The organism is Acinetobacter lwoffii (assembly GCF_024129115.1).
In the GTDB taxonomy this organism is placed as follows: domain Bacteria; phylum Pseudomonadota; class Gammaproteobacteria; order Pseudomonadales; family Moraxellaceae; genus Acinetobacter; species Acinetobacter lwoffii_T.
On the sequence record NZ_JAMXXO010000005.1, the window covers coordinates 87387 to 105951 of the forward strand.

At 46.9% G+C, this 18565-nt stretch carries 15 protein-coding genes; 4 read left to right on the forward strand and 11 right to left on the reverse strand.

All coding sequences use genetic code 11. The features are described from left to right. The first annotated feature begins 93 nt into the window (after positions 1-93). Genes rimP through NI470_RS06455 form a run of 4 tightly spaced genes read left to right on the forward strand, consistent with a single transcriptional unit; the run spans position 94 to position 5260 of the window. Positions 94-618, forward strand: a complete 525-nt coding sequence (gene rimP, locus NI470_RS06440; protein WP_004281103.1) for a ribosome maturation factor RimP — start codon at positions 94-96, stop codon at positions 616-618. A 34-nt stretch (positions 619-652) separates the two neighbouring features. Further along, complete coding sequence (gene nusA / locus NI470_RS06445; protein ID WP_004281105.1) at positions 653-2137, forward strand: transcription termination factor NusA; 1485 nt, start codon at positions 653-655, stop codon at positions 2135-2137. A 10-nt stretch (positions 2138-2147) separates the two neighbouring features. Continuing rightward, positions 2148-4856 (forward strand): translation initiation factor IF-2, encoded by a 2709-nt coding sequence (gene infB, locus NI470_RS06450; protein ID WP_005248396.1) that lies wholly within the window; start codon positions 2148-2150, stop codon positions 4854-4856. Further along, complete coding sequence (locus tag NI470_RS06455) at positions 4856-5260, forward strand: ribosome-binding factor A (RefSeq protein WP_004281108.1); 405 nt, start codon at positions 4856-4858, stop codon at positions 5258-5260. Before infB ends, NI470_RS06455 begins: the two co-directional genes overlap by 1 nt. A gap of 85 nt (positions 5261-5345) precedes the next feature. On the opposite strand, the gene NI470_RS06460 is transcribed toward NI470_RS06455, so the two are convergent. The 11 genes from NI470_RS06460 to NI470_RS06510 all read right to left on the reverse strand — a co-directional run bounded on the left by NI470_RS06460 (position 5346) and on the right by NI470_RS06510 (position 18421). Next, a complete protein-coding gene (locus NI470_RS06460) occupies positions 5346-5747 on the reverse strand; it encodes a Na+/H+ antiporter subunit G (protein WP_253147987.1) in 402 nt (133 codons plus the stop codon). Between the two features lie 10 nt (positions 5748-5757). Next, complete coding sequence (locus NI470_RS06465; RefSeq protein WP_005108490.1) at positions 5758-6033, reverse strand: monovalent cation/H+ antiporter subunit F; 276 nt, start codon at positions 6031-6033, stop codon at positions 5758-5760. Then, positions 6030-6548: a Na+/H+ antiporter subunit E gene (locus tag NI470_RS06470; protein WP_253147986.1), complete on the reverse strand. Its 519-nt coding sequence runs from the start codon at positions 6546-6548 to the stop codon at positions 6030-6032. The genes NI470_RS06465 and NI470_RS06470 overlap by 4 nt, the downstream gene beginning before the upstream one ends. Beyond that, positions 6548-8356, reverse strand: a complete 1809-nt coding sequence (locus tag NI470_RS06475) for a monovalent cation/H+ antiporter subunit D (protein ID WP_253147985.1) — start codon at positions 8354-8356, stop codon at positions 6548-6550. Before NI470_RS06475 ends, NI470_RS06470 begins: the two co-directional genes overlap by 1 nt. Then, on the reverse strand, positions 8356-8721 hold the full coding sequence (locus NI470_RS06480) for a Na+/H+ antiporter subunit C (protein ID WP_114541783.1): 366 nt from the start codon (positions 8719-8721) through the stop codon (positions 8356-8358). Before NI470_RS06480 ends, NI470_RS06475 begins: the two co-directional genes overlap by 1 nt. 4 nt (positions 8722-8725) lie before the next feature. After that, entirely contained in the window at positions 8726-11563 is a 2838-nt protein-coding gene (locus NI470_RS06485) for a monovalent cation/H+ antiporter subunit A (RefSeq protein ID WP_004281115.1), read from the reverse strand. Between the two features lie 435 nt (positions 11564-11998). Further along, entirely contained in the window at positions 11999-13381 is a 1383-nt protein-coding gene (locus NI470_RS06490) for an ATP-binding protein (RefSeq protein ID WP_253147984.1), read from the reverse strand. A gap of 41 nt (positions 13382-13422) precedes the next feature. Continuing rightward, positions 13423-14925, reverse strand: coding sequence for a UvrD-helicase domain-containing protein (locus NI470_RS06495; RefSeq protein ID WP_253147983.1), 1503 nt, complete (start codon positions 14923-14925; stop codon positions 13423-13425). 15 nt (positions 14926-14940) lie between these two features. Beyond that, a complete protein-coding gene (gene hisIE / locus NI470_RS06500; RefSeq protein WP_180037265.1) occupies positions 14941-15723 on the reverse strand; it encodes a bifunctional phosphoribosyl-AMP cyclohydrolase/phosphoribosyl-ATP diphosphatase HisIE in 783 nt (260 codons plus the stop codon). A 237-nt stretch (positions 15724-15960) separates the two neighbouring features. After that, positions 15961-16848 carry an SDR family NAD(P)-dependent oxidoreductase gene (locus NI470_RS06505; RefSeq protein ID WP_004644933.1) on the reverse strand — a complete coding sequence of 296 codons (888 nt, stop codon included), beginning with the start codon at positions 16846-16848 and terminating at the stop codon, positions 15961-15963. 295 nt (positions 16849-17143) lie between these two features. Then, positions 17144-18421, reverse strand: coding sequence for an O-acetylhomoserine aminocarboxypropyltransferase/cysteine synthase family protein (locus tag NI470_RS06510; protein ID WP_004644934.1), 1278 nt, complete (start codon positions 18419-18421; stop codon positions 17144-17146). Between the last annotated feature and the right edge of the window lie 144 nt (positions 18422-18565).

An 18565-nucleotide genomic window follows, 5' to 3' on the forward strand; every position in this document is an offset into this window, starting at 1 on the left:
TTGGTCAAATCTCCATGTTTCACTACTACTATAGTTTGTATTGGTTTGTAGTGGTCAAATAGATCATAAAATCGCACCAGATGACGAGAGTAAATGAAGCTATCAAATAAAACTCAAGCACTTCAGGACTTGATTGCACCAGCAGTTGAAGCCTGTAATGTAAACCTTTGGGGGATTGAATTCCTGCCACAGGGTAAATGTTCGTTATTACGTATCTACATCGACAAGCCAGTCGATGAGAGCGTTGCACCAGCAATCAATGAAGATGGTGAAGAAGAGCAGGGGCGTGGTATTGGCGTTCAGGATTGTGTGCGTGTCACGCAGCAAGTGGGCGCAATGCTGGATGTTCATGATCCGATCTCGGGTGAATATTCACTCGAAGTATCTTCGCCAGGCTGGGACCGTCCATTCTTCCAGCTCGAGCAGATGTCAGGCTATATCGGTCATACCGTAGCACTACGTTTGATCAGTGCGGTAGATAACCGTCGTAAATTCCAGGCCAAACTGGTTGCTGTCGATCTTGAAAATGAAATGATTCAAGTTGAAGTAGAAAAGCAACAGGTATTGGAGATCGACAGTCACAATATCGATAAAGCAAATTTGGTCTTCCAAGATTAATTGAATAAATAAAAATTTAACGAATAGGTGACGTATGGCACGTGAAATTCTGACCGTCGTTGAAACGGTTAGTAACGAAAAAGGTGTACCTCGTGAAGCGATCTTTGAAGCGCTTGAGCAAGCTTTAGTTGCTGCGACAAAGAAAAAATTCTACGAAGGAACACATTCGGAAGAAGCACGTTTACGTGTGGAAATCGATCGCAAAACAGGTGACTATCGTACTTTCCGTCAGTGGGAAGTGGTTGCAGACGAAGACCATGAAATGCCAGCTTGTCAGGATGCCATCTCTGATGTCGATCCGGCAAAATGGTCGATTGGTGACATTCGTGAGCTGGAAGTTGAGTCAATTGACTTCGGTCGTATTGCAGCGCAAATTGCCAAGCAAGTGATTGTACAGAAGATCCGTGAAGCAGAACGTGCGCTCGTAGCCGATGCTTACGAATCTAAAGTCGGCGAGCTGATTTACGGTGAAGTGAAAAAACAAACCAAAGACGGTTTTATCATTGACCTAGGTGACAATGCTGAAGCGTATCTTGCTCGTGAAGAAATGATTCCGAAAGAAATCCTTCGTCCGAAGCAACGCGTGAATGCGATTCTCTTCAATGTCAACCGTGAAGGTCGTGGTGCGCAGTTACAACTGTCACGTGCTAAACCGGATATGCTGATTGCATTGATGAAGAAAGAAATCCCTGAGATTTCTGAAGAAATTATTGAAATTAAAGCGGCGGCTCGCCAACCAGGCGTTCGTGCTAAAATTGCAGTGAAAACCAATGACCACCGTATTGACCCGGTGGGTGCTTGTATTGGTATGCGTGGTACTCGTATTCAGGCTGTACAGCAAGAGCTCAATGGCGAGCGTATTGATGTAGTAGTTTGGTCGGATGACCCTGCGCAATATATCGCAAGTGCATTGGAACCAGCAGATGTATCGAGTATTGTCATTGATGAAGATGCACGTACTGCCGACATCATTTTCGCAACCAGCGATCAGTTGGCACGTGCGATTGGTTCACAAGGTCAGAACGTTCGTCTGGCATCTGAATTGACTGGCTACAAGCTGGACATGATGCTGGAAGAGGAATACTACGCCCGTCAACAAAACGAAGCGCAACAATATTTAGACATGTTTGTTACCCGTCTGGATATCGCGGAAGATTTGGCGATGGCATTGGTAGAAATGGGCTTCACCTCGCTTGAAGAAATTGCTTATGTCCCTGCAGAAACGTTTGATGAAATCGAACTGGATGCGGAACTGGTTGAACTACTGCAAAGCCGTGCGAAAGAAATTGCACTTGCTGATGCATTACAACAGCAAGAGAACATACAAGCGCCAAGTGAAGAACTTGTTGCAATGGAAGGCATGACAGTAGAGATCGCGCAAGCGCTAGCAGCTCGTGGTGTGGTAACAGTGGATGATTTAGCAGATCAGGCGACTGACGATATCGAAGATATTGAAGGTTTGGGTGCTGAGAAAGCAGGTCAACTCATTATGAAAGCGCGCGAATCATGGTTTAACTAGGAGGTAGTATATGACGGACAAGTCGATTAAAGAGTTAGCCCTCAACGTGGGTCGTCCAGTTGAGAAGCTCCTAGAGCAGGTTCGTGAGGCAGGTTTACCACAGCGTAAAGCTGACGATATTATTACCACCGAACAACAAGATAGCTTGATGAACCATGTGAAAAAGTCACAGGGTTCGGAAAGCCAAGCAGGGCAAATCACGTTGAAACGTAAAACGACTAGTACGGCTAAAGTAGCCAGTACTTCAGGTAAGGCGAAAACGATTAATGTAGAAGTTCGCAAGAAGCATACATTTGTTAAGCCGGATCCAGAACAGATCAAAGCAGAAGCATTGGCGAAAGCCAAGGCTGAGCAACAGGCCAAAGCTGCGCCTGAGCAGAATACAGCGCAAGCTGCTTCTGCTGAAGCTCCAAAAACTGGCGTAAATAACGCGAATAAAGCTCTAGAAGCGATGCGTGCTGCTGCAAAGCAAACCAGCGACAAGCAAGAAGTTTCTAAAGCTGCAGTTGTGGTAAAACGCAAATCAACCAACAAGCCGATTGTGAAGCAAGTTGTTAAACCAACTGAAACCGCTGAACAGAAAAAGGCACGTGAAGCAGAAGCAGCAAAATTAAAAGCTGTTGAAGAAGCAGCACGTCGTAAAGCGGCTGAAGAAGCGCAGCAACGTACGCTTGAACAAATGCGTCAAATGGCGTCTAAGTACACCGCGGAAGATACCACTGCAACTATTCGTGTTGTTGATGATTCTCCTCTGGCTGCCGGTCTTGTTGGCCAGGCATATGAAGACTCTTTTGCAAAAGAAGACCGCGAAATCAAACGTGGTACGAATACGCCGAGCGCGCGTGCACCTAAAAAAGGTGGTCGTCGTGGTCAGGAAGAGCAAAGCTTCAGCAAACAGCCTAAGCGCGGTTTAAAAACCAGCCAGGGCAACAAGCACGGCTTCGAAAAACCTGTGAAAAAACAAGTTTACGATGTTGAAATCGGTGAAACGATTGTTGTTGCTGACTTAGCTGCGAAAATGGCAGTTAAGGTTCGTGAAGTGATTAAATCACTCATGAAAATGGGTGAGCTAGTGACTCAGAACCAGGCGATTGATCAAGAAATTGCTGCACTTGTTGTTGAAGAAATGGGCCATAATCCGGTACTGGTTTCTGATACACAAGCTGAAGATAACTTGCTTGAAGCAGCTGAAGAAGCACGTGGTGCGCAATCTACGCGTGCGCCTGTTGTTACCATTATGGGTCACGTTGACCATGGTAAAACATCACTGCTTGACCGTATTCGTCGTGCCAAAGTGGCTGCTGGCGAAGCAGGCGGTATCACACAGCATATCGGTGCTTACCATGTAACTACTGATAAAGGTATGATTACATTCCTCGATACTCCGGGACACGCAGCATTTACTGCAATGCGTTCACGTGGTGCGAAAGCAACAGATATCGTGGTACTGGTTGTTGCAGCAGATGATGGTGTAATGCCACAAACTGCGGAAGCGATTGACCATGCACGTGCTGCGGGTACGCCAATCATTGTTGCAATCAACAAGATGGATAAAGAATCTGCTGATCCAGATCGCGTATTGAATGAATTGACTGTGAAAGAAATCGTGCCAGAACAATGGGGTGGTGACGTTCCAGTGGCCATGGTTTCTGCACATACTGGTCAAGGCATTGATGAACTTCTTGATATTATTTCGATTCAAGCTGAACTTCTAGAGCTTAAAGCATCTGAAGAAGGTGCTGCACAAGGTGTCGTAATTGAAGCACGTGTAGATAACAGCCGTGGTGCGGTAACGTCTATTCTGGTTCAAAACGGTACATTGAAAGTAGGTGATCTTGTTCTTGCCGGTTCATCTTATGGTCGCGTTCGTGCGATGACGGATGAAAATGGTCAGCGTATCAAATCTGCAGGTCCTTCGATTCCAGTGGAAATTCTGGGTCTTCCAGAAGCGCCAATGGCTGGTGATGAAGTTCTTGTGGTGAGCGACGAGAAGAAAGCACGTGAAGTTGCCGATGCGCGTATGGATCGTGAACGTCAAAAACGTCTTGAGCGTCAATCTGCAATGCGTCTTGAAAACATCATGGCGTCTATGGGCAAGAAAGATGTGCCTATCGTAAATGTTGTGTTGAAAACTGACGTACGCGGTACACTGGAAGCCTTGCATGTAGCACTTGCTGAGCTTGCGACTGACGAAGTTAAAGTACGTATCATCGGTTCTGGTGTAGGTGCGATCACTGAGTCTGACGTGACATTGGCTGAATCTTCAGAAGCAGTTCTACTCGGCTTTAACGTACGTGCGGACAACGCTGCGCGTCAAAAAGCAGATGCAGACAGTATCGACATTCGTTACTACTCAATCATCTATCAATTGATTGATGATGTGAAAGCAGCAATGAGCGGTAAGCTTGCACCAGAACATCGTGAAACGATTCTGGGGGTTGCACAAGTACGTGAAGTATTCCACTCAAGTAAATTTGGTGCGGCTGCAGGCTGTATGGTACTTGAAGGCGTATTGCATCGTAACAAACCGATTCGCGTATTACGTGATGACGTGGTTGTGTTCCAGGGCGAGCTTGAATCTCTTCGTCGCTACAAAGAAGTGGTTGAAGAAGTTCGTGCCGGTATGGAATGTGGTCTTGCGGTGAAAGGCTATAAAGACATCAAAGCACTTGATAAGATCGAAGTGTACGATGTTCAACTGATTAAACGGAGTCTTTAATGGCGGGTAGTCAACGTCTGAAGCGTATGGCGGATACAGTACAACGCGAGTTGTCAGAACTGATCCGTCAGGAGCTGAAAGATCCACGCTTAGGTGGTCTCGTGACCATCTCTGCGGTGAAGGTGAGCCCAGACCTGGGATATGCGGAAGTTTATGTCACTGTAATGGGACGTGAACTTGGCGATGAGCAAAGCCAAGAGGCCAATAAAGAAACTTTGGATGTGTTGAACAAAGCATCTGGTTTCTTGCGCCACGAGCTGAGTCGTCGTATCAAAACCCGTATTACGCCTCGTCTACGTTTCCATTACGATAAGACCAATGCATATGGGAACTATATGTTTGGTCTGATCGCTGAAGCAGTGAAGGACTTACCTGAAGCTGAAGCAAAAAAAGATGATGAATAAGTCTTAGGACTAAAAAAGCCACCTTCGGGTGGCTTTTTTATCTCTAGATTTTTTAGATTTAGAAGAACTTGAATTGCTTGCTCAATTAACCTAAATCATCATTACGATTGATTTTCTTTTCATAAAAGGTACGACGGCGTGAACGCTGCCAGGGCAGGGGACGTTCCAGCGTTTCCGGCACTTCGCCACTCAAAGAACGTAATCGCAAATGCAATGCAGCCTGTGCCATCAGATTGGCGGATACCGGCGCAGTGATAAAGGCAAACAGGGTAATCAGCACTTCAGCAAAGCCGAAACGGCCATACATGGCCGAGAAAATAATTGCTGCGATTAAGAAACTGCCGAGGCCCAGAGTACTGGATTTGGTCGGTGCATGCAGACGCATGAACAGATCGGGCAAGCGCACCATTCCAATCCCACCGACCAGCATAAAGAAAGCACCAATCAATAAGAAAATCGACACCAGTATTTCTAAAATTAAAGACATTTAAAAACTCCTAGTCGATGACATGGCCAGTGGTAAAATAACGTGCCAAGGCTGCGGTAGAGACAAAGCCCAGCATCGCGACCAAGAGAGCGCCTTCAAACAGAAATGTGCTGCTCCAGTAAATGCCTAAAATCACCACCAGACAGGTGGCATTCAAAAACAGGGTGTCCAGTGCCAGCAGGCGGTCCACAATAGAGGGGCCGGTAATCAGCCGGATCAGACACAGTAACATGGAGATGGTTACCGCACCCAGACAAATCAATAATGCATAAGGTAGAATCGTCATGCTTTTTCTCCTGATCGTGCATTAAAAATCTCAATGAGCGGGCGTTCATAGCGCTGTTTGATCGTTTCGATTTCTGCTGCTTCATCCTCTGTGCTTAAGGCATGCACCAGAATATCACCACGATCTTGGTCAATACCTGCAGATACCGTACCCGGCGTGGTGGTAATAATCATCGCCAGCAAGGTGTTGACTTCTTCATGTTCGGTGTCTAAAGGCACTCGGAACCATTTTGGATGCAGATTCTTCGTCGGTCCTAGCACCAGTTTGGCCACTTTAATATTGGCTACAACAATGTCCCAAACTACGACAAAGAACAGGCGCAGGGCAGGAGTCCACTGGATATTCGGGGTATAGTCAATAAAGGGTTCGACCATACGTGGAATGATCACCGCGAGTAGCAAGGCCATCAGTAGGGTTCCAGCGTCCAGGCTGTGTGCCAGTAAAACCCAGCTCAGTCCCACAATCACAGAAACCAGCGGATGCGGGAACCAGCGTTGAAATAATGATTCAGCCATTAAGGTCCCTCCGCCGGTTTAAGTTGATTATCATCATATTCGGTCTGTTCAATGTGCTGCTGGTCAATCTGGCGTTGCTTGAATTCTGAAATATGTTCACCTTTCAAGGTCGCTTCTGAAATCACATAAGGAATCAGATGCGCATTAGGATCTATCACCTCACCACCATATTTGGTTTCTGGCAAATACTTCGGATCGAATGGCTGGACGCTAATAAACTGACCTTCTGCATCCGGTTTTAACAGCGCGGCTTCATAGACCGAATTGTTTTTGATCTGTTCCGCAGTCTGATAATTATATTGATAAATCGGTCCGGCAAACACCACGTAGGCGGTTAAGCTCACAAGCAATATATAAATCACCCGGTCATTGCGTGCCGGTGCTTTACTCGGTAGGGCTTCATATTTATGAAACTCTTCAGAATCAAGATCATCTTCAGGTCTGCTCGAACGCCAGAACAGGATAAAACCGACCCGGGTAAAGGCCAGAATACTGAGGAAACTTACCAGTAAAATAGTCAGAATAATGATCATCTGATAGTCTGAATGGACAGAAGCCTGCAAAATAAAGACTTTACCGAAGAATCCACTAAACGGTGGCAGGCCTGCCATCATCAAAGCGATGATGAAATAGACAATCGAAACCAGCTTGTTCTGTTTCATCAGTGGGGCGATTTTAAAATGATCTTTAAATTCGCCGCGCTGCGAGGTAATCCAACCCGACAGAATATAAAAGGCGGCCGCAATCAGGGTGCTGTGTACCAGGTAATATAGCGCACCCGCCCAAGCCGCAGTATTATTCAGGCCAATGGCCACCAAAATCGTTCCGACTGAAGACAGCACCATAAAACCGACAAAACGGCGCAGACGTTCGGTGCCAATCGCACAGATCACCCCATAGACGGATGTGACCAGGCCAATCACCAGCAGGCAGTTCATCAGAATCTGATGGCTATATTCATCATCAAAAACCGTGCCGTTGATCCGCAAAATCGCATAAACCCCGACTTTGGTCATGATGGTAAAGAGCGCGGCAACAGGAGTCGTGGCTACTGCATAGGTTTTGGGTAACCAGAAACCCACCGGCAGCATTGCTGCTTTGATTCCAAACACCACAAACAGCATCAAGCCACCAGCAACCGCCAGTTTATGCTGATCTTCTGCAAGGGTTGGCAGCAAACGGGCCACATCAGCCATATTCAGGCTGCCGACACTGCCATAAATCATCCCGAGTCCAATCAGGAACAGCGCAGACGCCAGCAGGTTAATGGTGACATAGTGAATTCCCAGCTGAAAACGTGCCTTACCTTGTCCATGCAACAGTAGTACATAGGACGCCATCAGCAAAATTTCAAAGAACACGAACAGGTTGAACAAGTCACCAGTCAGGAATGCCCCAGTCAAGCCCATCAGCAGGAAATGCACCATGGCATGGAAGTAACGGCCACGTAAGTCCCATTCTTTGCTGGCATACCAGACCACAGGCAAGGCGAGCGCATAGGTCAACACCAGCATCATGGCCGAGAGCTGATCCAGCACCAGCACGATCCCGAATGGTGCTGCCCATTCGCTGAGGGTGTATACGCTGATTTGGCCCTGACTGCTGTTTATCAGATAACTGACAGCAATGATCAGGCCCAAGATTCCCGAGAGATGGCTGATACCGCGACGCCAGGGTTGACGCCAGTCCGTGATCAGAGAGCCTGCACCCGGATTTCCCAAAAGTACCAAGGCAAAAGCGGTAAAGGCCGGCAAAAGAATGCTGAAAATAGGAGTATGTTGAGTCCAGAAATTGAGAAGATCAGTCATTAAGGCTCATCCTCACGTGGATCAATCTGGGGGATATCTTCTTTTGAGTCAACGTGGTCTGTTCCTGATTCGTAGCGGCTACGCAGTGCCAGTTGGACAATAAAGGCAGTGGTGGCAAAGCCAATCACGATGGCCGTCAGCACCAGTGCCTGAGGTAGAGGGTCAGTCACATTCGCGGCTTCGGTTAATACTGCAGGCGAATTCATCTGAATCCGGCCCATGGCAAATAAAAACAGGTTGACCGCATAACCAATCATGGCCAAGCCCAATACCACCGGGAAGGTACGGGCACGCAGGATCAGATAAATGCCTGTGGCTGTCAGCAGGCCAATCGCAGAGGCTAATAAAAATTCTAAACTGATCATTCTATTATCCTCTTGGTACGGGGCCAGTCATGCTTGAGTGACGTGAATCGCCCAAGACCGAAATCATCAGCATGGTCGCACCGACAACAGTGACATAGACGCCGACATCAAACAGTGCAGCCGAAGCCAGATGCATTTCTCCAATGATGGGCGGAGAGACATAAATATGTGCACTGGTCAGGAATGGACGTGACCAGAACCAGGCCGCGATTCCGGTCAACCCTGCAATCGTTAAGCCGATCCCGATCCAGATTTCATACAGGCGACCGGATTTGGCGCCAAGCAACTGTTCGGTTTTGTCCTGTCCCACTGCAATATATTGAATAATAAGTGCCAGTGAAGTCACTAGTCCGGCAATAAAACCACCGCCCGGCAGGTTATGGCCACGCAAAAAGATATACAGGCTGACCACCAGCGCGACCGGCAAAATCCAGGATGCGGTAATACGCAACATCAGCGGGGATGGGTTAAAACGATAGGTCAGGCCCTGAGTCATGGTGGTACCATGCGCACGCATGCCATCCATCAGGCTCAGAACACCAATCGCCGCAATGCCGAGTACAGTAATTTCGCCGAAGGTATCGAAACCACGGAAATCGACCAGAATCACATTCACCACATTGGTGCCGCCGCCCAGAGGAATGGACTGTTGCAGGAAGAACCATGAAATGGAATTGTGATCACGGGTCATGATCAGCCAGGCAATTGCCGCAATCCCGAGACCGCCGCCCAAGGCAATAATGGCATCACGCCAGCGACGGGTCGGACTCGATTCATACGGTGTTAACTGAGGCAGTAAAGATAAACTCATCAGGAGCAGAACCGTGGTGACCACATCGACCGTAATCTGGGTCAATGCCAGATCGGGCGCCGAGAAGCCGATAAAGACCATGGTGACGACCAGGCCGACTGCACCGCTAATGAGTACCGCTTTAATCCGCTCATGATGGAACCACAACAGCATCCAGCAGGAAGAGAACAGCAGTAACCACAGGATAATCGCCAGGGCAGGAGCATGGGTCAGCTCGCGCGTACCTGTACCCACCGCATTGCTGAGTAATGGGAGCCCCACCAGCCCGACGGTAAAAATTACAATCCACAATAAATAGCTTTGTAATTTGCCATTTTCAGTGGAACGGCGGAAACGACGTGAATTCAGCAGCAAATTTTTCAAAAATAGATCGAACAGCACCCGGCCCTGTAAGCGACCCAGTTTTGGATCCAAGTCGATTTCACGTAAGACGCCACCTTTGGCGAGAGAAAAGTAAAAGATTGTTCCGCCGAGCAGAGAAATCACACTCATCAGAAGGGGCAGGTTGAAACCATGCCAAAGCGCCAGATGAGTGCCTTCAAAGGCAAAATTCTGGGTGGTGGCTTGAGTAGTGCTGTTGACAATTTTTTCCACCAGAAGAGCCGGTAATAGACCGACTAAAATACATAAAATTGCTAACAAAGTGGCCGGTGCGCGCATACCAAAGGCAGGTTCATGTGCATCTTTATTCGGGACCTGCTTGCCTAGCGGACCATCGAAAAAGACTCCATGCACCAGTCGAATGGAATAAGCCACCGCAAAAATCCCGGCCAGTGTCGCGACAATAGCAGAGCCGACCATAAGTGGACCACTTAAACTGGCGACCAGTTCGGTAAAGAACATTTCCTTAGACAGGAAACCATTGGTCAACGGTACACCCGCCATGGATGCTGCCGTGATCATGGTCAGCGTGGCGGTAAATGGCAGTAATTGCCATAGGCCAGACAGTTTACGTAAGTCACGAGTCCCGGATTCATGATCGATGATGCCGGCAATCATAAACAGTGCCGCTTTAAAGGTGGCATGGTTAATAATATGGAAAATCGCTGCTGCAACAGCCAATGGTGAACCAATCCCGAGCAGACACATGATCAGACCTAAATGGCTGATGGTGGAATAGGCGAGCAAGCCTTTCAGGTCTTCCTTAAAAATGGCAAAGAAGGCGGCCATGCACAGGGTAAACAGACCAACAAAGGTCACAATATTATGAAACAGTGCAGCACCGGCAAAGATCGGGAGCAAACGTGCGACCAGGAATAAACCGGCTTTGACCATGGTGGCCGAGTGCAAATAGGCAGAGACCGGTGTCGGTGCAGCCATGGCATTGGGCAACCAGAAGTGAAACGGGAACTGCGCACTTTTGGTAAAGGCGCCGAGTAAAATCAGCAACAAGGTTGGAACAAATAAATGATGCGACTGAATCTGTTCAGTCATCATCAGGATTTGGTCAAGCTGATAAGTGCCGGTGATTTGACCGAGCAGGACAAAACCGCCCAGCATCGCCAGACCACCCATTCCGGTAATGGTCAGAGCCATACGCGAACCACGTTGCGCCGCTTCGTAATTGCTCCAGTAACCTACCAGCAAGAAGGATGAAATACTGGTCAGTTCCCAGAAAACCAATAAGATAATCAGGTTATTCGACAATGAAATTCCGAGCATCGCCGCCATAAACAGCATCAGCAGGAGATACAGTTTGCTCAGTGAATTTTTTGGATTGAGATAATAATAGGCATAAATATAAATCAGGGTGCCAATTCCGCTGATCAGCAAGGCAAACAGCAATCCCAGAGAATCCAGGCGAAAACTGAAATCAATGCCGAGCTGGGGCAGCCAGGACCAGGTCTGGGTCATCACTGCACCATCAAAGATGGCAGGCGCCTGACTCAATAATAATAAGAAACTGCTGAGGCTGACACCAATTGCCCCTAAAGCCGTTACCCCGCGCGAAAATTGCTTCAGCCACGAGACAAGGGTTGTGCCTAATACTAACGGTAACAATATAATAATCGGCAGCACACTCGTATCCATTGTCATGATTTAGGTTTTGACCAACCTAAGGTGAATCTTTATCTTTCAAGGACTACAGGACCACAAGGAGCGACCCAAACTTCTCAACCTTGAAAGCCAAAAGAATATTCAAAAAGAATATAAAACAGTTGTATTGCGCAACTTATAAACGATAGCAAATTCCGATTTTACAATGAAATTCGCAAATAAAACCGATCATATTACAGGATAACAACAACATCAACGTTTTTATGTAGAACTTATAAATTATACGCCGGCTCGGTTTTAACAGGCGCTGCATGCTTAAACAGATCATCTAGAAGTGACCGAAAATTAAGATTAAATTGCAGGCATTGATTGTAAATTTGACTCAAAACAGTTCAATCCTAGCAAAACAGAATGCTGGAAAGGCTTCCTTGTTTACTCAAACAGTCGCTCTTATTTTTTTGAATCTGTTTAGAGCGACTGAGGTAGCGTCGGATGATGCTCCTGAGCAAGTAAAGCGAGCAATTCTTGTTGCTGTTCCGGATTGAGCTGTTCCCGGATCATTTGCAATACTGCAAGCAGTGTGACGGGTTCGGTGACCGTTTCCAATAAAGTATCTTCGGAAGATAGGTCTTTATTTCGCTGCAATTCCAGCTCTGCGTAGATCTGATCAAACTGGGTTTTCATACTTTCAAGATGAATGGGGTGCAGCTGTTTATTTTCCAGTTTCAGACATTGAAAGCCTTGCGCCTGTTCTAGTAATTCAGGCCGGTTGCCGGTTGCAATAATCTGCAAGTTAGGAAAAGCCTGATGCAGGCGTGACAGGATTACTGCTGCCATCTCCTGATCCAGTTGATGATCAATCGCATCAATCAGTAAAACACCTGTACCTTCCTGACATGGAAATAAACTATTGGGATTCAATAGACAAAGACGCCGCACAATATCACCCACCAGCGCAATCCAGTTGCGGATACTGTTGGGCAGTTGCTGGAAGCTAAAGGTCTGTTGCTGATAGGTTACCATCAGTTGCAGCTTGGGCTGGTATTTTAAATAAATCTGGCTGACTTCTGGCAGGATCAGTGACAACGCCTGTTTTAAAGCGGCGAGATTTGGTGCATGCAGATGTGCCTGGGCTTTCTCGATCTGCCGGGCCAGTTCATCTCCGCGAATATCCTCTGGCTGCTGTAAGGCACGCGCCAAAATCTGATCCATAAGCTTAGCACTTTGCGCATTTTCAATATCACTGATTTCACGAAACCATTCAAAAAAACGGGCAAAGGTGGTGAAAGGAATCGCAGTGATTTCATAAGCATGTGCGGACTGGAGAATGGCCGGGTTATTTTTGTTGAGCAGATTGACTTCATTGGTAAAACGTTCAGCAGGATAATAGGCAATCAGGGGCAAGCCGAGCAGGGGATCGTGCAAGCGGGCTTTCTGATACAAGCTGAGCACACTTTCAAGCTGTGAGGTTTCTGCTTTGCTAAAACCCAGCCCCTGACTGTTTAAAGTCTTGTAGATTTGCCATGAACAGCTTTGTAGGTTCGCAGGCTCAGACTGACTGGATTCTGGCAAGCTGCCCATCTCTTCAGGAAAACCAATCTGGATATCGATTTTGGATTGCAGCCGGTTTTGCATGATGTCCTGATCTTGCATCACCAGACCCGCGGCACGGCTGTCGCGATAACGGGCTGCAAACCAGGTCAGTGCCTGATAGCTAAAACGTAAAAGCGTGGTTTTGCCAGTTCCCTGATTGCCCAGAATCAAGGTGACCGGGCATTGCGGATAATTAAACTGGAGCTGAATGTCGGAAAAATGCAGGGTGTGTTTCAGTTGAAGCGCTTGGATGTGCATAGATTACCTGTCCTATGAGGTTTACATCCATGCCATGCACTTTAACCGACTGCCTGCCGAAGCGACTGCGGCATTTTGATCTTCAGTTGCTGAATCAGGTCATAAATGTGATGAATATTTAAACTCACTTTAGCACGTGTACAGGCCACGTAAAGTAATCTTAATTCTTCATCACTAATTTTATGGTCTTTTTCATTCAGCTTAAACTGATAGTCATCTTCAATATGAACCCGATCCCACTCTAAGCCTTTGGCCTTGTGCGCCGTGGAAATAATATAATCGGCCTGGGCAATTGGTGTGATTTTAGCCAGAGCTTTTTTCAGCGGATCGGTGCCATGTTCGTCCACCAGTTTGACCAGTGGCTTGATGTCACTGCCTTCATTGGTTTCACAGTATTCATGGACATCATGCCAGGAGTTAAACCAGGCCAGTTCCGGCACATCAACGACCCGTTTACCCTGTTTCAGCATCGCAGCTGCATCGACAAAACGATTCAGTTTGACGTGATCGGCTTGCAGGCTGACTTTGTCACCGCGTACCAGTCCGGCCAATAGCAATTCCATGGCGCGGGCATTGGTCCGGCATAAAATTGCATCGCGCATTTTGGTATGCGGTTTATTCACGACTTTAGAATCTAATTGCGGATTGCCAAGCAAAGGCACAGTCTCATTGAGGGCACCTAAAATGGCATTGGCATTCAGGGCAATTTCAGGACCAAAACGAAATGAGGTGGTCAGACGTGATTCAGGTAAAGGCAGTTGCTGCATGGCATTGACTGCACCGCGCCAGGCATAGATCTGCTGATGCGCATCTCCGACATAAATTACCTGGGTGCTGCGCTGTTTTAGCAGAATTCCCAGCATTAAGGGATCGGCATCCTGAGCTTCATCGAACAGTACATAATCGGCTGGGATATTCGGCTCGGACAGCGCCCAGAGTTTCAGGTAAATGTCATGACCGATGCCGGCCTGATGATTTGGATCAATCGACTCTAACCAGCGTCGTTCGACTGCCGGATAAAGTTTCTTCTGTAAAGTCTCGATATCATCCGGATGCAACCAGCTTGGAGCCTGAATATGCCGTGGAGCAGGGTATTGCGAACTGGTCGAACAGAAATAACCGACAGCATTGGCAACCAAACTTGCCAGACGCGAAGGCATCAAGACATATTTCTCATAGCGTCCGCCCATCATACGGCGCATGGTCATCGGTTCAAGCCGGTATTCTTTGGCAATAAAACTCGGACTCAAGCGTGGCAGACGCAATTTATCGGTGACTCCACGTGGAACACTGCGAAACGCCAGCGAGTGAAAAGTACGGCAATCGACACCCCGGTGAAATTTGGCTTGCGCTTCACTGGCAATGGCCTTGTTAAAAGCCAGATACATGCCACGTCTTTGTGGCATGGCATCACTGATCATTTGCAGGGTCGTGGTTTTACCTGTGCCTGCATAGGCAATCACTTTAAAGGATTTGCCCAGACGTGCGTTATCAATGGCAGTGGCCTGCTCATAGGTCGCGGTCGGTTTTTTTAAATCAGACACAGATGAATTCAAGGCTTAATGCTGACGGTTGGCTTTTTCGACCAGACCGGACAAGCCTTGGCGGCGTGCCAGTTCATTTAATACCAATTGCACATCCAGGTCGAAATAACCCAGCATCACGATGGTATGGAACCACAGATCTGCCACTTCATAGATCAGATCATTTTTATGGTCTGCCGAAGCATCCTGATCAAAGTCTTTGGCTGCCAGCACGGTTTCAAAGCTTTCTTCACCGACTTTTTCCAGAATCTTGTTCAGGCCTTTATGATACAGCTTGGCCACATAAGAGGAGTCCGGATCGGCCTGTTTGCGTTCTGCCATCATCTGGCCCAGATAAGACAGGACTTCGACCTGCTCAGATTGCGCGGTTGACGCTTGCATCGCCAGCGTATGCGGATTCGTGGATTTTTCACCATAAATCGCAGACGGATCTTTCAGCTGTGCATCGACAATTTCCCAGCCCATTGGCGTGAGCTTGCGATAGAAACATGATTCACGGCCGGTATGGCAGGCAATACCACCATGCTGTTCAATTTGCAGCACAATCACGTCGGCATCACAGTCCAGACGGATTTCATGTACGGTCTGAAAATGTCCTGATTCTTCGCCCTTATGCCATAACTTGCTGCGTGAACGAGAGAAATACACTGCCTGATTTTTTTCGGCAGTTAAAGCCAAGGCTTCACGGTTCATCCAGGCTACCATCAACACACGTCCAGTTTGATGATGCTGGGCAATGGCAGGGACTAATCCTTGTTCGTTAAATTTTACTTCATCGAGCCATTGCGCGTTGTTCATAAGGGTTTCCATCATTTCAATCAAAATATAAAAATACGGATAGGAAATATCCGCTGATAGTGTACGTGATCTCGCAGCATTTGCGGCAAAAATCTGTGTTGATCAGGACAGGCTGTGTCGTGGTTTTTTAAATCAGTTCACTTTATTCCATATCTTGCAAAACTGAGACAGAGAAAAGCCGCCCGGTCGGCGGCTCGCATTTCCATTAAATTATTCGTATGAAAACCGTATAAAAAATTACCAGTGTTCGCCCGGGAACAGACGTGCATATGCTTTTTGCACCAAGTTTAATTTTTGTGGTTGGCCCACAGATGCAGTTGAACTTGGGAACAGGTTATAGCCAATCGACATCAAGACATTGTTGATATCCGGTGCAATTGAATAGGTAATGGAAGCCAGGCGGCCCAAACCGGTCGCCACTTTTTTCGGACGTTTCACAATCGCATAGGCAATCAGGTCAGCCGCCTGTTCTGGGGAAAGCGTCGGTACATATTTATAGATTTTGGTCGGCGCAATCATCGGGGTACGCACCAAAGGCATATAGATCGATGTGATTGCGATTTTATGTGAATGTACTTCTGCAGACAGGCAGCGGCTAAAGGCATCCAGTGCAGCTTTTGAAGCGACATAGGCTGAAAAACGGGTGGCATTGGCCAGTACGCCAATCGAACTGATGTTAATAATATGACCCGCGCGACGAATCATCATTTGCGGCAGGATATTCATCACCAGACGCACCGCGCCGAAATAGTTCAGCTGCATGGTACGTTCAAAATCATGAAAACGATCTACCGACTCATGTACGGCACGGCGAATCGAACGTCCTGCATTATTGATCAGAATATCAATATGATCGACTGAGGCAATAATCTGTTTGGAAACTTCATCAATCGCTTCCATATTGTTTAAATCACATGGAAAGATTGAGGCTTTGCCGCCTTTGGCTTCAATTTCTGATTTTACTTGTTCTAGGGTTTCCTGAGTACGGGCCACCAGTAAAACATGGGCACCTGCATCAGCCAGTTGATGTGCTGTCGTTAAACCAATACCGCTGGATGCACCGGTAATCAGGACGGTTTTACCTGCAACACGTTTTTCCAGTTGTTTGTGTAGTCTAGTTTTCACGTTTGTTATCCCTAATTTGAAGTCAGCGTTCAAATTATTTTTATTAAAGGTCTATGGCGCTCTAATAGAAGATGAGAGCGAAGGTGAGTCCAGATATGATAACCAATTCTTCAGGAAAATCTATAAATTAAAGTATTGAAATTAAAATAAAAATTAGAGTAATTGCTCTATTTGTGTTCACTCTTTCATTTAACTTTTAACATGAAAATAAAAAGTAAAGCAAGTGGCTGTTTTAGAAAATAAATAAAAAAACCTCACCAAAATGATGAGGTTTCGAAGCGGCTCGGACACCTTTTTAAACGGCCGCCAGCGCCTGTTCCAGATCGGCAATCAGGTCATCACTATGTTCAATCCCAATGGATAAACGCACCATATCCTCACTGACGCCTGCCGATTTTAACTCTTCGGCATTGAGCTGACGATGCGTAGTAGTCGCCGGATGGCAGGCCAGACTTTTAGCGTCGCCGATATTGACCAGACGGGTGAACAATTGCAGGGCATCAATAAAACGTGTGCCGCCTTCGAGACCATGTTCTACCCCAAAGGTCAGAATGGCAGAAGGTTTACCTTTCACATATTTCTGTGCCAAGGCATGCTGTGGGTGATCTTTCAGGCCGGCGTAATTGACCCATTTCACTTTAGGATGTTTTTGCAGATATTCAGCGACTTTCAGTGCATTTTCGGTATGACGTTCCATACGCAAGCTTAAAGTTTCCAGACCTTGCAGAATCAAAAACACATTCTGCGGACTGATCGCAGCGCCGGTATTACGCAGTGGCACTACACGCGCACGTGCGATATATGCTGCTTCCCCCAAAACTTCGACATAGTTCACGCCATGGTAGCTTGGATCAGGCGTATTCAGGGCAGGGAAACGTTCAGGGTATTTACCCCACGGGAATTTGCCGCTATCCACAATAATGCCGCCAATTGAATTACCATGACCACCGATATATTTGGTCAGGGAATGCACCACAATATCCGCACCAAAGTCGAAAGATTTTTGTAGTACTGGGGTGGCAACGGTATTGTCGACAATCACCGGTACGCCATATTCATGTGCAATTTTAGCAATGGCTTCCAGATCAATAATATTACCCAGTGGATTACCAATCGATTCGACAAAGACCAGTTTGGTTTTTTCATCAATCAAGTCACGCAGACTTTCCGGCTTTTCATAATCAAAGAAACGGACTTCAATGCCCTGTTTTGGTAGGGTATGGGCAAAGAGGTTATAGGTACCGCCATATAGCGTTGACACAGAAGCAATGTTGTCACCCGCTTCCGCAATGGTCTGAATCGCATAAGTAATCGCAGCCATGCCAGAGGCCAAAGCCAGCGCGCCAATTCCACCTTCCAGTGCTGCGACACGTTGTTCCAGAACCGCAGTGGTCGGGTTCATAATTCGGGTATAGATATTGCCCTGTACCTTTAAATCGAACAAATCGGCCCCATGTTGAGTATTGTCAAAGGCATAAGACGTAGTTTGGTAAATTGGCACTGCAACTGCTTTGGTGGTGGCTTCAGGGCTATAACCTGCATGAATCGCAAGGGTTTCTGCTTTATAACTCATTCTGTTTGATCTTCTTGTTTAAGTTTATGGCTTGAGTGTAGCATTTTCACATATGAGTAAAAGTGCAATTTTATTGAAATAAATATATGAAATATTCATATATCGACCTGGATTTGAGTCGTTTATTTTACTGAAAACAACTGT

Bases quoted from the DNA above. Each gene is read 5' to 3' on its own strand.
- rimP (WP_004281103.1), top strand. From the start codon at position 94: ATGAAGCTATCAAATAAAACTCAAGCACTTCAGGACTTGATTGCACCA.
- nusA (WP_004281105.1), top strand. From the start codon at position 653: ATGGCACGTGAAATTCTGACCGTCGTTGAAACGGTTAGTAACGAAAAA.
- infB (WP_005248396.1), top strand. From the start codon at position 2,148: ATGACGGACAAGTCGATTAAAGAGTTAGCCCTCAACGTGGGTCGTCCA.
- NI470_RS06455 (WP_004281108.1), top strand. From the start codon at position 4,856: ATGGCGGGTAGTCAACGTCTGAAGCGTATGGCGGATACAGTACAACGC.
- NI470_RS06460 (WP_253147987.1), bottom strand. From the start codon at position 5,747: ATGTCTTTAATTTTAGAAATACTGGTGTCGATTTTCTTATTGATTGGT.
- NI470_RS06465 (WP_005108490.1), bottom strand. From the start codon at position 6,033: ATGACGATTCTACCTTATGCATTATTGATTTGTCTGGGTGCGGTAACC.
- NI470_RS06470 (WP_253147986.1), bottom strand. From the start codon at position 6,548: ATGGCTGAATCATTATTTCAACGCTGGTTCCCGCATCCGCTGGTTTCT.
- NI470_RS06475 (WP_253147985.1), bottom strand. From the start codon at position 8,356: ATGACTGATCTTCTCAATTTCTGGACTCAACATACTCCTATTTTCAGC.
- NI470_RS06480 (WP_114541783.1), bottom strand. From the start codon at position 8,721: ATGATCAGTTTAGAATTTTTATTAGCCTCTGCGATTGGCCTGCTGACA.
- NI470_RS06485 (WP_004281115.1), bottom strand. From the start codon at position 11,563: ATGGATACGAGTGTGCTGCCGATTATTATATTGTTACCGTTAGTATTA.
- NI470_RS06490 (WP_253147984.1), bottom strand. From the start codon at position 13,381: ATGCACATCCAAGCGCTTCAACTGAAACACACCCTGCATTTTTCCGAC.
- hisIE (WP_180037265.1), bottom strand. From the start codon at position 15,723: ATGAACAACGCGCAATGGCTCGATGAAGTAAAATTTAACGAACAAGGA.
- NI470_RS06510 (WP_004644934.1), bottom strand. From the start codon at position 18,421: ATGAGTTATAAAGCAGAAACCCTTGCGATTCATGCAGGTTATAGCCCT.